This is a genomic window from Streptomyces sp. NBC_01429, from assembly GCF_036231945.1.
Taxonomy (GTDB): Bacteria; Actinomycetota; Actinomycetes; order Streptomycetales; family Streptomycetaceae; genus Streptomyces.
This window is the reverse complement of the sequence record NZ_CP109599.1, coordinates 2,418,911-2,431,960: the sequence shown is the minus strand read 5'-3', so window position 1 is coordinate 2,431,960 and position 13,050 is coordinate 2,418,911. Positions and strand designations below refer to the sequence as shown.

Annotated in this window: 10 protein-coding genes; 6 read left to right on the top strand and 4 right to left on the bottom strand. The window is 71.8% G+C overall.

The annotated features are described in order from the left end of the window. Nucleotides 1–68: 68 nt before the first annotated feature. Genes OG627_RS10080 through OG627_RS10070 form a run of 3 tightly spaced genes read right to left on the bottom strand, consistent with a single transcriptional unit; the run spans nucleotide 69 to nucleotide 2,746 of the window. Nucleotides 69–830, bottom strand: coding sequence for an amino acid ABC transporter ATP-binding protein (locus tag OG627_RS10080; RefSeq protein WP_329063571.1), 762 nt, complete (start codon nucleotides 828–830; stop codon nucleotides 69–71). After that, nucleotides 827–1,765 carry an amino acid ABC transporter permease gene (locus OG627_RS10075; protein ID WP_329063569.1) on the bottom strand — a complete coding sequence of 313 codons (939 nt, stop codon included), beginning with the start codon at nucleotides 1,763–1,765 and terminating at the stop codon, nucleotides 827–829. The genes OG627_RS10080 and OG627_RS10075 overlap by 4 nt, the downstream gene beginning before the upstream one ends. Nucleotides 1,766–1,792: 27 nt before the next feature. Next, complete coding sequence (locus tag OG627_RS10070; protein ID WP_329063566.1) at nucleotides 1,793–2,746, bottom strand: ABC transporter substrate-binding protein; 954 nt, start codon at nucleotides 2,744–2,746, stop codon at nucleotides 1,793–1,795. A 563-nt stretch (nucleotides 2,747–3,309) separates the two neighbouring features. Between OG627_RS10070 and OG627_RS10065 the strand changes: the two genes are divergently transcribed. The 6 genes from OG627_RS10065 to OG627_RS10040 all read left to right on the top strand — a co-directional run bounded on the left by OG627_RS10065 (nucleotide 3,310) and on the right by OG627_RS10040 (nucleotide 11,863). Next, the gene (locus OG627_RS10065; RefSeq protein WP_329063564.1) at nucleotides 3,310–4,602 is read left to right on the top strand and encodes an NAD(P)-dependent malic enzyme; all 1,293 of its coding nucleotides are present in this window, start codon (nucleotides 3,310–3,312) and stop codon (nucleotides 4,600–4,602) included. Nucleotides 4,603–4,734: 132 nt separating this feature from the next. Next, nucleotides 4,735–5,688, top strand: coding sequence for a zinc-binding dehydrogenase (locus OG627_RS10060; RefSeq protein ID WP_329063562.1), 954 nt, complete (start codon nucleotides 4,735–4,737; stop codon nucleotides 5,686–5,688). A gap of 73 nt (nucleotides 5,689–5,761) precedes the next feature. Next, a complete protein-coding gene (locus tag OG627_RS10055; protein ID WP_329063560.1) occupies nucleotides 5,762–5,971 on the top strand; it encodes a helix-turn-helix domain-containing protein in 210 nt (69 codons plus the stop codon). Beyond that, nucleotides 5,971–6,555 carry a Clp protease N-terminal domain-containing protein gene (locus tag OG627_RS10050; RefSeq protein WP_329063558.1) on the top strand — a complete coding sequence of 195 codons (585 nt, stop codon included), beginning with the start codon at nucleotides 5,971–5,973 and terminating at the stop codon, nucleotides 6,553–6,555. Before OG627_RS10055 ends, OG627_RS10050 begins: the two co-directional genes overlap by 1 nt. 359 nt (nucleotides 6,556–6,914) lie before the next feature. Next, nucleotides 6,915–8,879 (top strand): HSP90 family protein, encoded by a 1,965-nt coding sequence (locus tag OG627_RS10045; protein WP_329063556.1) that lies wholly within the window; start codon nucleotides 6,915–6,917, stop codon nucleotides 8,877–8,879. After that, nucleotides 8,876–11,863, top strand: coding sequence for a tetratricopeptide repeat protein (locus OG627_RS10040; RefSeq protein ID WP_329063554.1), 2,988 nt, complete (start codon nucleotides 8,876–8,878; stop codon nucleotides 11,861–11,863). Before OG627_RS10045 ends, OG627_RS10040 begins: the two co-directional genes overlap by 4 nt. A 179-nt stretch (nucleotides 11,864–12,042) precedes the next feature. Here OG627_RS10040 and OG627_RS10035 read toward each other — a convergent pair whose 3' ends face one another. Continuing rightward, nucleotides 12,043–13,050, bottom strand: a complete 1,008-nt coding sequence (locus OG627_RS10035) for a helix-turn-helix transcriptional regulator (protein WP_329063552.1) — start codon at nucleotides 13,048–13,050, stop codon at nucleotides 12,043–12,045.

Genomic DNA, 13,050 nt, shown 5'->3' with positions numbered 1-13,050 from the left:
CGCAACCGTACCGCCCCTCACCGCTCCCGCCGCGCCCCCGGTCGCGAGGCCCCTGGCGGGACCCGCGATCACAGCACCTTGGAGAGGAACGACTTCGTACGGTCGTGCTGCGGGTCGGTCAGTACGTCCCGGGGATGGCCCGACTCGACCACCACGCCGTCGTCCATGAAGACCAGCGCGTCGCCGACCTCCCGCGCGAAGCCCATCTCGTGCGTGACGACGATCATCGTCATGCCGTCCTCGGCGAGACCGCGCATCACGTCCAGCACATCGCCGACCAGCTCCGGGTCGAGCGCCGACGTCGGCTCGTCGAAGAGCATGAGCTTCGGCTCCATCGCCAGCGCGCGGGCGATCGCCACGCGCTGCTGCTGGCCGCCGGAGAGCTGCGAGGGGTAGTTGCCGGCCTTGTCGGCCAGGCCCACCCGGTCCAGCAGCCGTTCGGCGCGGGCCCTGGCCACGGCCTTGGCCTCGCCGCGCACCTGGACCGGCGCCTCCATGACGTTCTCGATCGCCGTCATGTGCGGGAAGAGGTTGAAGCGCTGGAAGACCATGCCGATGTCCCGGCGCTTCCTGGCGACCTCGGCGTCCTTCAGCTCGTACAGCTTGTCGCCGCGCTGCCGGTAGCCGACCAGCTCGCCGTCGACCGAGAGCCGGCCGGAGTTGATCTTCTCCAGGTGGTTGATGCAGCGCAGGAAGGTGGACTTGCCGGAACCGGACGGGCCGATCAGACAGAACACCTCGCGCGGCGCTACCTCCAGGTCGATGCCCTTGAGGATGTGGGCGGCGCCGAAGGACTTGTGGACGCCCTCGGCCTTCACCATCGCGGTCATGCCATGCCTCCCTTGGGCCGGCCGAGGGACAGCAGATTCGCGCGGACGCGCTGGAGCGGGGAGGGCGGGAGGGTCCGGCTGGACCCCCGCGCGTAGTAGCGCTCCAGGTAGTACTGGCCGACGGAGAGCACCGACGTCATGACCAGGTACCAGGCCGCCGCGAGGAAGAGCATCTCCACCGGGGCACCGGAGGACTGCCCGATGTCCTGCGCGTACCGCAGCAGTTCGTAGTACTGGACGGCCGAGACCAGCGAGGTCGTCTTCAGCATGTTGATGACTTCGTTGCCGGTCGGCGGCACGACCACCCGCATCGCCTGCGGGATCACGATCCTGCGCAGCGTCTTGGCGTGGCTCATGCCCAGCGCGTGCGACGCCTCCGTCTGGCCTTCGTCGACCGACAGCAGGCCCGCCCGGCAGATCTCGGCCATGTAGGCGGCCTCGTTCAGCCCGAGACCCAGCAGGGCCGTCAGGAAGGGCGTCATGAAGCTGGACCAGTAGTCCTTGTAGATCGGTCCGAGGTTGATGTACTCGAAGACCAGCCCCAGGTTGAACCAGACCATCAGCTGCACCAGGACCGGGGTGCCGCGGAAGAACCAGATGTACGACCAGGCGATCGAGGACATCACCGGGTTCTTCGACAGCCGCATCACCGCCAGCACGATGCCGCCGACGACGCCGATCAGCATCGAGACCACCGTGAGCAGCATGGTCTGGCCCACACCCTCGAGGATGCGGTCGTCGAAGAAGTAGTCGGGGATGGCGCCCCAGTTGATGTTGCCCTGGGCGAACGCGTAGACGATCGCGCAGAGCAGCGCGATGGCGACCACCGCGGAGACGTATCGCCCGTAGTGCCGTACGGGGATGGCCGTGATGGGTTCCGAGACGGGGGACGGCGTGCCCTGGGGGCCGCTCGGCTTGTCGATCTCAACGCTCACGAGAGCTGCCTTTCCTCGCCGGGCAGATCAGGAGCCACCGTTGATCTTGGCTTCCGTCACCGCGCCCTCGCCGGCGCCCCACTTGTCGAGAACCTTCGAGTACTCGCCGTTCTTGATGATCGCGTCCATGGCGTCCTTGAGCGCCTTCGCCAGCGGGCTGCCCTTCGCCACGGCGATGCCGTACGGAGCGGCCTCGACCTGCTCGCCGACGACCTCGAAGTCCTTGCCGCCGCCCGAGGTCTTGGCCGCGTAGGCGGCGACCGGGGCGTCACTGGAGCCGACCACGGCGCCACCGCTGCGCAGCCGGGTCTGCGCCTGCTGGTCGTTGTCGAACGACTCGATGGAGATCTTGCCCTTCCCGGCGCTCGTACACTTCTTGCTCTCGGACTTGGCCAGGTCCTCCGAGACGGTCGCGCGCTGGACGACGATCTTCTTGCCGCAGACGTCCGACCAGGTGGTGATGCCGGTGTTCGCGCCCTTCTTCGTGTACAGGGAGACGCCGGCCGTGAAGTAGTCGACGAAGTCGACGCCCTCGCCGACTTTCTTGCCGGTGTCGCTGTCCACCCCGTCCTGGCGGTCCTTGGTGTCCGTCATGGCCGACATGGCCATGTCGTACCGCTTGGAGCGCAGGCCCGTGAGCAGCGAGTCGAAGGTGCCGTTCTCGAACTCGAACGTGACGCCGAGCTGCTTGCCGAGCGCGTCCGCGAGGTCCGGGTCGATACCCACCGTCTTGCCGGACTTGTCCTTGAATTCGACCGGGGCATACGAGATGTCCGAGCCGACCTTGATGACGCCCTTGTCCTGGATGGCCTTGGGCAGCTGGTCGAAGAGGGGCGCCTTCGTGGATTCCGAGGACTTCTCGCCGCTCTGGGTCTGGTCACCGCAGGCGGTCAGCAGCAGTGTGCCGGCGACCACGATCGCGCCGGCCGCGGCGATCCGGGACTTCGCGGCGGTCGTACGGCGGGTGGTGCGTGCGGTCATGATCAGGGTCCTCCGGCGGGTGAGGGAGCTGCCAAGTGGCCGAGCACGCGTCTTCGAGTGTCGCGACCGAGTGTGATTACGGCATCCTGCCATTTGGACTGGCCCATTCAGGCGACCGGGCATGTCAAAATCGGGTAACGGGACACCCCCCGACCCCTGCGTGGCGGTACATCAATCCGGACCATCTGTGGGAATGCCTTCTTCCGGCCGGAGGATCTCCGGTCCGTTTCCCTCCTTGGGTGTGAATCATGGCGCTTACCGGATGCGTCCGAATTGCTCTGCTATGAGTCATCTCACCGCGGGAATCGCTGTCGGAATCATCCGTGGATCAACCGTCGATCACCGGAGGGAATGGACTCGTGAACGATGCGGTCCGTCCGGTATGAAGGACGATTACACCCCTCATCCGGGGCTCCGGGCGCGTGTGCGGCGCGCCCGCGCGTACGTATACATCCCTGCCGGGCGGCCCAACCGCGACGCGGGGAGCGAACGCGATGCCCGCCCACCCCTCCTCAACCAGGAGTGGACACCCTCAACTGATGAAGACTTAAGGGGTCATCTACATGGCAGCGGAGATCGTCAATCCTCGCAGCGACAGTGCTCACGGCAGTGCTCACGACAGCAGTACTCGGGGCAGCGCTCACAACAGTGCTCAGGACAGCGCGACGCACGGCACGGCAGACGCCGGCAACGGCGTGGACGAGCCCTTCGATCCGGCCTTCGCGCTCCACCGCGGCGGCAAGATGGCCATCAGGGCCACGGTCCCGGTGCGGGACAAGGACGACCTGTCCCTCGCGTACACGCCCGGCGTCGCCAAGGTGTGCAGCGCGATCGCGGAGCGGCCCGAGCTGGTGCACGACTACACCTGGAAGTCGCAGGTCGTGGCCGTCGTGACGGACGGTACGGCGGTGCTGGGACTCGGTGACATCGGCCCCGAGGCGTCGCTGCCCGTGATGGAGGGCAAGGCGATCCTCTTCAAGCAGTTCGGCGGCGTCGACGCGGTGCCGCTCGCGCTCGCCACCACGGACACGGACGAGATCATCGAGACCGTCGTCCGGCTCGCGCCCTCCTTCGGGGGCGTCAATCTGGAGGACATCGCGGCGCCGCGATGCTTCGAGATCGAGCGCAGGCTCCAGGAGCGCCTCGACATCCCCGTCTTCCACGACGACCAGCACGGCACGGCCGTCGTCACCCTCGCCGCCCTGCGCAACGCGGCGAAGCTGACCGGCCGGACCCTCGGCGAGCTGCGCGCGGTCATCTCGGGGGCGGGCGCGGCCGGGGTCGCCATCGCCAAGTTCCTGCTGGCGGCCGGGCTCGGCGATGTGGCCGTGGCGGACCGCAAGGGCATCGTCAGCGCCGACCGCGACGACCTGACGGACGTCAAGCGCGAGCTGGCGGCGCTCACCAACCGCGCCGGGCTCTCCGGTTCGCTGGAGACCGCGCTCTCCGGCGCCGACGTCTTCATCGGGGTGTCCGGCGGTACGGTCCCGGAGCCCGCGATCGCCTCGATGGCGCCGGGGGCGTTCGTCTTCGCGATGGCCAACCCCAACCCCGAGGTGCACCCGGACATCGCGCACCGGTACGCGGCGGTGGTGGCCACCGGACGCTCCGACTACCCGAACCAGATCAACAACGTGCTCGCCTTCCCGGGCATCTTCGCGGGCGCGCTCCAGGTGCGGGCCTCCCGGATCACCGAGTCCATGAAGATCGCGGCGGCGAACGCGCTGGCCGACGTGGTCGGGGACGAGCTGGCGGCGGACTACGTCATCCCCTCGCCGTTCGACGAGCGGGTCGCCCCGGCGGTCACGGCGGCGGTCGCGGCGGCGGCGCGCGCCGAGGGGGTCGCGCGGCGCTGACCCCGGGTCCGCCGTCCGGCGCGGGCCGTGTCGTACCCCTTTCCCAGGGGTGGGACGCGGCCCGCGGCCGTTGAGGTGTGTCACACGCGCCGACGGTTCCCGGCGTGCCGCCGCAGCCCTATCGTCGGGTCCATGTTCGCCGCCTACGCAGCACATACCGACTTCGCCGATCCCCTCAAGGGCCTTGAGCTGGGTGAACGCCCGGAGCCCGGGACGCCCCCCGGCTGGACCACCGTCAGGGTGAAGGCCGCCTCCCTCAACCACCACGATCTGTGGTCGCTGCGCGGGGTGGGCCTCGCCGAGGAGAAGCTGCCGATGATCCTCGGCTGCGACGCCGCCGGGCTCGACGAGGACGGCAACGAGGTCGTCGTCCACTCCGTCATCGGCGGCGGCGACCACGGCACCGAGCCCCGCTCGATCCTCACCGAGCATTACCAGGGCACCTTCGCGGAACGGGTCGCCGTGCCGAGGGCGAACCTGCTGCGCAAGCCCGAGGGGCTGAGCTTCGAGGAGGCCGCCTGTCTGCCCACCGCCTGGCTGACCGCGTACCGGATGCTCTTCACCAACGCGGGCGTACGGCCCGGCGACTCGGTTCTCGTCCAGGGCGCGGGCGGCGGCGTCGCCACGGCGGCGATCGTCCTCGGCAGCGCGGCGGGACTGCGGGTGTACGCCACCAGCCGCGACGCGGCCAAGCGGGCGCGCGCCGTCGAACTGGGCGCGCTGGAGGCGTACGAGCCGGGCGCGCGGCTGCCGCACCGGGTGGACGCCGTCATCGAGACGGTCGGCGCGGCCACCTGGTCGCACTCCATCAAGTGCCTGCGGCGCGGCGGCACGCTGGTCATCTCGGGCGCCACCAGCGGCGACCGTCCCGCGCACGCGGAGCTGACCCGGATCTTCTTCCTGGAGCTGCGGGTCGTCGGTTCGACCATGGGGTCGCTGGGGGAGCTGGAGGACCTGCTCGCGTTCTGCGCCGTGAAGGGCGTACGGCCGGTGATCGACGAGGTGCTGCCGCTGGACCGGGCGCGGGAGGGCTTCGAGCGGATGGCGGCGGGCGGGCTCTTCGGGAAGGTCGTGCTGACGCCCTGACGCCCTGACGCCTCCTGCCTTTTTCTTGTCAACTTTGATTGACGCTCCTCGTCTGTCAACGTACATTGACGGCATGACCGAAGCAACGGATCTCGCCGAGCGGGCGGGCGACCGCGACCCCCGGGTCGGGCTCAGGGCGGTCGCCGCGCTGCGCCGGCTGCTGGAGCAGCTCGAAGCCGTACAGGTGCGCGGCGCCCGCGACCAGGGCTGGTCGTGGCAGGAGATCGCGGACGAGCTGGGCGTCAGCCGGCAGGCCGCGCACAAAAAACACGGGAGGCAGTGATGTTCGAACGGTTCACCGAGGCCGCGCGCGGTGTCGTCACCGGAGCCGTCAGCCATTCCGAGCGCATGGGGACGGACAGCGTCACCGAGGAACACCTGCTGCTGGCCCTCCTCGACCGGCGGGGCACGCGCGCGTCGTTCGCGCTCACCGCCCTCGGCGTCGGCGACCGGCGCGGGTCCCTGGAGGACGCGCTCGCCGACAGCCGACGGCGCGGCGGCCTGTCGAAGGCGGACGCGGAGGCTCTCGCGGGCATCGGGATCGGCCTGGGGGAGATCGTCTCGAAGGTCGAGGAGGCACACGGGGAAGGGGCGATGCGGGCCGACGGGAGGCGCGGCCGGTGGTGGACGGGGCACCGGTCCTTCGTCCCCGGCGCGAAGGAGATCCTGGTGGAGGCGCTGCGGATCGCCCGCGGCCGGGGCGACCGGCACATCGGCGACGAACACCTCCTGCTGGCGCTGACGGCCCGCCCCGGCGTGGTCGCCGAGGTCCTGGCTGACCACGGCGCCACCTACACGGCGGTGGAGCGCGCCATGTACGGCAGGACGGGCGACGGCGCGAACCCCGGCCTGGCCGAGGCGGGCTGACGCGGCCCGCAGCCCGCAACCTGCGACCCGGAGCCCGCAGCCCGGATGTCGCCACGCGCGTCACGGTCGGGGCCGGTCGGGACAGAGCGAGTCGGGACAGGGCGGTGCGGGACAGGGCGGTGCGGGACAGGGCGCGGCGGAACAAGATCGGATCGCGGGGAAACGCCATAGGCATTGTCAGTGGTCATCCCTAGGATGGCTGTCAATTCCGCGTCCTTCTCGGCGGCTTGCGCACGGCACACGTGCGCCTGCCGCCGGGGTCAGGGCCGGGCCCATCGCGATTCGTGAGGGGGGGACCCCGCGATCGCCCGACCCGCGCCGGCAGCTGCCTTCGAGCTGCGCGGTTGCTCCCCGCATCCATGAATCCTGACGCTTCCGTACCCTCCGACGCCTCCGACGCTTCCATACCCTCCGACTCCATACCCTCCGACGCCTCCGACCCCTCCGTGCCCGCGGTCAACACCTTCCAGGTGGACCTGCGCGGTCTGGTCGACCTCCTCTCCCATCACCTCTACTCCAGCCCGCGCGTCTACGTCCGCGAGCTGCTCCAGAACGCGGTCGACGCCACCACCGCGCGCCTCCTCCACGAGCCCGGCGCGCCCCTGCGCATCCGCCTGATCGCCGACGGCTCCACGGTCGTCATGGAGGACTCCGGCATCGGCCTGACCTCCGACGAGGTGCACACGCTGCTCGCCACCATCGGCCGCAGCTCCAAGCGCGACGGCCTGGAGAACGCCCGGCAGGAGTTCCTCGGCCAGTTCGGCATCGGGCTCCTGGCCTGCTTCGTCGTGGCCCAGCGCATCCGCGTCGTCTCCAGATCGGCCCGCACTCCCGACGCACCGCCCGTCGAATGGCTGGCCCGCGACGACGGCTCGTACACCGTACGGACCCTGCCGCACGAGGCACGGCCCGAGCCCGGCACCACCGTCCACCTCGAACCGAGGCCCGGCGCCGAGGAGTGGACCGACCCGCGCCGCGTCGCCGAACTCGCCGCCGACTACGGCTCCCTGCTGCCCCACGACGTCACCTTCACCGGCCCCGAGGCCACCGACCGGCCGCTGACCGAGCGGCCCGCCGTCTGGGACCGCACGTACCCCACCCCCACCGCCCGCCGCGTCGCACTCGCCGGGCACTGCGCGCGGGTCTTCGGCTTCACCCCGCTCGACTCCATCGAGCTGGACCTGCCCGTCGCCGGGGTGCGCGGCGTCGCCTACGTGCTGCCCGCCGCCACCAGCCCCGCGCAGCGCGCCGCCCACCGCGTCTACCTCAAGGGCATGCTGCTCACCGACCGGGCGGACAACCTGCTGCCCGACTGGGCGTTCTTCGCCCGCGTCGTCCTCGACACCGACACGCTGCGCCCCACCGCCTCCCGCGAGAACCTGTACGACGACGAGACCCTCACCGCCGTACGGGAGGCGCTCGGCGCCCGCATCCGGAACTGGCTGACCGAGCTGGCCGCCGGCGACCCCGACCGGCTGGCCGCGTTCCTCGGGGTCCACCACCTGGGCGTCAAGTCCATGGCCCGGCACGACACCGAACTGTTCGCGCTGATGCTGCCCTGGCTGCCGTTCGAGACCAGCGACGGCCGGGTCACCCTCGACGAGTTCGCCCGTACGCACCCCCGGATCCACTTCACCCGGACCGTCGAGGAGTTCCGCCAGGTCTCACCCATCGCCGCCGCGCACGGCCTCGGCGTCGTCAACGGCGGATACACCTACGACGCCGACCTCCTCGCACTGCTCCCGCACATCAGGGAGGGCGTCACCGTCACCGAACTCGACGCGAGCGCCGTCACCGCCCAACTGGACCCGGTCGACGCCCGGCGGGAGCTGGCGCTCGCCCCCTTCCTCGCCACCGCCAGGACCCGCCTCGACGCGCTCGGCTGCGACGTGGCGCTGCGCTCGTACCACCCCGTCACCGTCCCCGCGCTCTTCCTCGACGACCGCGAGGCCCGCCACGAGCGGGACCGCGCGGCGGCCGAAGAAGGCGCCGACCAGCTCTGGAGCGGCATCCTGGGCGCCCTGCGCGGCTCCGCGCCCCGGGCCAGGCTGGTGCTCAACGACAACAACCCGCTGGTACGCAGGATCGCCGCCATCACCGACGAGGAGCTGACCGGCACCGCCGTCGAATCCCTCTACGGCCAGGCCCTGCTGATGGCGCAGCGCCCGCTGCGCCCGTCGGACACGTCCCTGCTCAACCGGGCCTTTCTCGGTCTCCTGGAATGGGCCACCCATCCGCTCGCGGCCCCGACCGGCACCCCGGGGACCGGCACTTCGGCACAGACCGGCACCCCGGCCGCCGCTCACGAGGAGGGCGACAAGTGACCACCGACCTCACGCCCGAGGACATCTACCGGGCCCTCCAGGAGAACGAGTACGCGCCCAACGGGCTCCCGCGCAACGCGCGCGCCGAACAACTCGCTGACGCCGCCGAGAAGACCGGCGATCCCGAGGTGCTGCGCAGGGCGCTCCTCGGCCTGATCAAGGCGTACGAGTACAGCACCGAGCGCGGCAAGATGCTCGTGCCGTTCGCCCGGCTGCTCCAGGAGTGGGACCGGGACTCCACCGCGTTCGGCTCGGGCGACGCCCACACCTTCCACTGGGTGTTCAAGTGGGCCAGCTCCGGGATGCTCACGCTCCCCGAGATGCCCCTCGCCACCATGGAACAGTGGCTCGCCGAGATGGAGACCCGCTATCGCGTCGCCGGTTACACCGAACGCGCGGTACGGCAGGCCGAGTTCGAGCTGGCCGACGACTCCGGAGACGCCGACCGGGCGGCCCGCGCGTTCGCCGCGTGGACCGCCGCCGACCGCGATCAGATGGCCAACTGCCACGCCTGCGAGCTGAGCGACCAGGGCGGCTACCGGATGAGGCAGGGCAACGACGAGCAGGCGCTGGAGATCTGGGAGCCGGTCCTCGCGGGCCGCTCCCGGTGCGCCGAGGAACCGCACCGGACCCTGGCCCACTCCCTGCTGCCGCTCGTCCGCACCGGCCGGCCCGACGAGGCGCGCACCCACCACCTGCGCGGCTACCGGATGGCCCGGGGCAACGAGAGCCTGCTGCCGTCGATCGGACTGCACATCGAGTTCTGCGCGCTGACCGGCAACGAGGGCCGCGGCCTGGAAATCCTCGCCGAGCACGCGGCGCACCTCGGCTCCGACGGCAACCCTTGGGCCCGGCTCCAGTTCATCGCGGGCATACTCACCCTGCTGCGCCGACTGCTGACGCTCGGTCTCGGCGGCCAGCCCGCCGCACCGGGCGATATCGCGGGGGAGCCGCGCACGGTACGGGGGCTGCACGATCTGCTCGACGCCGAGGCCACCGCACTCGCGGCCCGCTTCGACGCGCGCAACGGCAACGACACGGTGTCCACGCTGCTGGCCGCCAGACTCTCCGCCGAGCCGCTGCTGGACAGCCTGCCCCTGGGTATCCGGGCGCCACGGCTCGCCGCCGCCGGTGCCACCACCACTGGCGTCACCACCGTCGCCACCGTCACCACCGGCGCCGCCGCCGTCGCCCGCCCCGCGCCGGTGGCGGCGGGCGACCTCGCGGAGACCGTCACGCAGCTCGCGAAGGAGGCCCGCGAGCTGCGGGGCCGGGGCCATCCGCGAGCCACGTCCGTATGGGACCGGATCGAGGCTCTGACCGGTGAGGACGCCACGGCCGATCCGCTGCTCGCCGCCGAACTCCTCGAACACCGCGCCCTGCGCGCCGGCCACGCCGGCCAGGACGCCGCCCGCCCGCTCCTTGAAGAGACAGTGGCCGCCTTCCGTACCGCCGGTGAACCCGGCAGGGCCGCCCTCAACGAACTGCGCGTGGCCTACGCGGCGGCGCGGACCGGCGCACCGCCCGAGGAGATCCGGAGCCTGCTCGCCACCGCCGGCGCCTCGGCGGAGGCGCTGGACCCCGCCGACCCGGGCAGAACGCGACGCATCGCGACCGTCGCCCTCAACCGGGCCAGACTCGGCGCCCTGCTGCGCCACCAGGAGAACGGTCACGACGAGGACCCGGCCGACCTGTCGCATCTCGACGCCGACCTCGCCGCCTTCCTCACCGAATTCTCCGCACGCGCGGCCGGTGAACCCGACGCCGACGTGGACGACCTGCTCGCCGAGGCCGAGACCCAGCGCGCCGGACACGCCTGGCAGACGGGCGAAGGCGACCGGGCCGAAGCTCTGTTCGCCTCGGCCGCCCGGCGCTGCGTCGACGCGGGCCGCCCCTGGGGCGCCGCCGAGCCCCTCGCCCGGCGAGCCTCCCTGCTCATGGGCCTTGGCCGCCCCGAGGAAGCCGAAGAGGCGGCCCGCGCGGCGCTGGAGCACGGCGCCGAGCTGATCGAAGCGGACGAACTCGGCCGGATCCGGCTCACCCTCGCCGACATCCTCTTCCAGCAGTACGGCAAGGAGGCCGAAGCCGCCCAGTACGCCCTCGAAGCCGCCCACTGGCTCGACGAGGCCGGCGAATCGGCCGGCGCGGGAGCGTACGCCCGGCTCCTCCTCGCCCAGGCGTACGAGGAGACCGGGCGCCCCGCCGAAGCCGCCGAGGTGCTGGAATCCGCACTGCCCGACCTGCTGGCCCAGGGCGAACCGCGCGCGATACGGGCCAGAGAGGTGCTCGGCGGCATCCTCCGCACCCTGGGCGACCCGCGAGCGGCGGCCGAGCAGTATCTGCTCGCCGCTGACATCGCGCAGAGCTGGGAGGACCAGCAGCCGCACGCCCGCTTCGCCCACCTCGCCGCGGAATGCCTCGCCGGGGCGGGCCTCCGCGACGAGGCGATCGACGCGTACCGGCGAGCCGTCGAGCTGTGGCAGCGCATCGGCGACCCGCTCGGCACCGCGCGCGCCCTGCGCTCCCTGGCCTGGTGCGAAGCCGAAGCCGAGGACACGGACGCCGCGCGGGAGTTGATGGCCGAGGCGCTCGCGACGCTCGAAGGCGACGGAGACGAACTCCTGCTGGAGCGGGCCCGCACCTGGTACCAGACGGCCGAGCTGCTGCTCGACAGCCTCGACTCCGACGACTCCGACGACTCCGACGACTCCGACGGTCCCGGCTCCGGCGGAGCGGCCCCGGCGCGGCACGAGGCTCTCGGCCTGCTGGACCGGGCGGCCACCACGCTCCGCGCGCTCGGGGTGCTCGACGAACACGTGCGCTGCGTGGTGCGGATGGCCTGGACCGAGCAGGAACTCGGCCGGCCGGAGGCGGGCGCGGAGCGGGTGCGGGCGCTCGCCGAGGAGGTGGGCGCGGTGGACACGGACGAGGCGCGGGCGATGTTGCCGGGGCTCGGGCGGATGCTGGCGCGGCTGGAGGGCTAAGGGCTAAGGGTTGGCGGGGGGGGAGGGGACGGGGGAGAGGGAGGGAGCGCCGGGAGAGAGCGCCGGGAGAAGGGGATGGTGCCGGGTGCCTTCTGATCCGGCACCATCCCCTCTCCCGGTCCCTCCCGTCACTCTCCCCGCCACTCCCAGCCCCCTGTCGCTCCGGTGTCGCTCCGGTGTCACTCCGGCGGTATGCCGCCGTCCTCCGGTGTCTCCCGCAGCAGCGAGCCGAGGCGCGCGGCCACCGCCGACAGATGGTGGCGGGCCTCGCCGAGCTGGGCGTCCGTGACGCCGTTGTCCCTCGCGGCGTCACGGATGTCGTCGCGGAAGCGGTCCAGCAGACGGTCCAGATCGCGGGCCGGGTCGCCCGTGGTCGGCAGGTCCGCGTAGATGTCCACCGGGAGCTTGCGGAAGTCGGGGCGTGGCCCGTGTTCCTCGGGCTTCGGGGCCTCCTTCGCCGGGCGGGACCACGACTGTCCCGTCAGACCGCCCAGCTGTCCGGCCAGCTCGGACAGGCCCTCCCTGACCCCGGTGGGCCAGTCGCCCCGGGCGAAGTGGTCCTGGACCTGGTCCTGGACCTGCTTGGCGATGCGCTGCATCTCCTGACGCGCCGTCTCCTGGGCCTCCTTGGCCTGGCGGCGGGCCTGCTGCGCCTCCTCGCGGGCGCGGCGGGACTCGTCCTTCGCCCGGCGGGTCTGTTCCTTCCACTCGTGCTTCGCGCGCTTCAGCTCCTCCTTCGCGGTGCGCCAGGAGTCGCTGTCCGCGAAGGTCTTGTCCCACTCCGTGTGCCCGCCGCCGTCCCGCGTCTCGGAGGCCGCCGCGCGCATCTCGCTGCGCAGCGCCCCCGCCGCGCCCCGTACGTCGTCACGGATCTCGGCGGCCAGTTCCGAGACGGAGTCGCGGATCTCCAGCTCCAGGTCGGCCAGTTCCCCCGTCCGCCCGGCCAACTCGGCGCGGCCCGCGTCGGTGATGGAGTAGACCTTGCGGCCGCCCTCGGTGGCGTGGGTGACCAGGCCCTCGGCCTCCAGCTTGGCCAGCCGGGGGTAGACCGTGCCGGCGGACGGCGCGTACAGGCCCTCGAAGCGCTCCTCCAGCAGCCTGATCACCTCGTAGCCGTGGCGGGGGGCCTCGTCCAGGAGCTTGAGCAGATAGAGGCGGAGTCGGCCGTGGGCGAAGACCGGAGACAT

Bases quoted from the DNA above. Each gene is read 5' to 3' on its own strand.
- OG627_RS10050 (WP_329063558.1), top strand. From the start codon at position 5,971: ATGTTCGAACGGTTCACCGAGGCCGCGCGCGGTGTCGTCACCGGAGCC.
- OG627_RS10070 (WP_329063566.1), bottom strand. From the start codon at position 2,746: ATGACCGCACGCACCACCCGCCGTACGACCGCCGCGAAGTCCCGGATC.
- OG627_RS10060 (WP_329063562.1), top strand. From the start codon at position 4,735: ATGTTCGCCGCCTACGCAGCACATACCGACTTCGCCGATCCCCTCAAG.
- OG627_RS10045 (WP_329063556.1), top strand. From the start codon at position 6,915: ATGAATCCTGACGCTTCCGTACCCTCCGACGCCTCCGACGCTTCCATA.
- OG627_RS10035 (WP_329063552.1), bottom strand. From the start codon at position 13,050: ATGTCTCCGGTCTTCGCCCACGGCCGACTCCGCCTCTATCTGCTCAAG.
- OG627_RS10055 (WP_329063560.1), top strand. From the start codon at position 5,762: ATGACCGAAGCAACGGATCTCGCCGAGCGGGCGGGCGACCGCGACCCC.
- OG627_RS10080 (WP_329063571.1), bottom strand. From the start codon at position 830: ATGACCGCGATGGTGAAGGCCGAGGGCGTCCACAAGTCCTTCGGCGCC.
- OG627_RS10065 (WP_329063564.1), top strand. From the start codon at position 3,310: ATGGCAGCGGAGATCGTCAATCCTCGCAGCGACAGTGCTCACGGCAGT.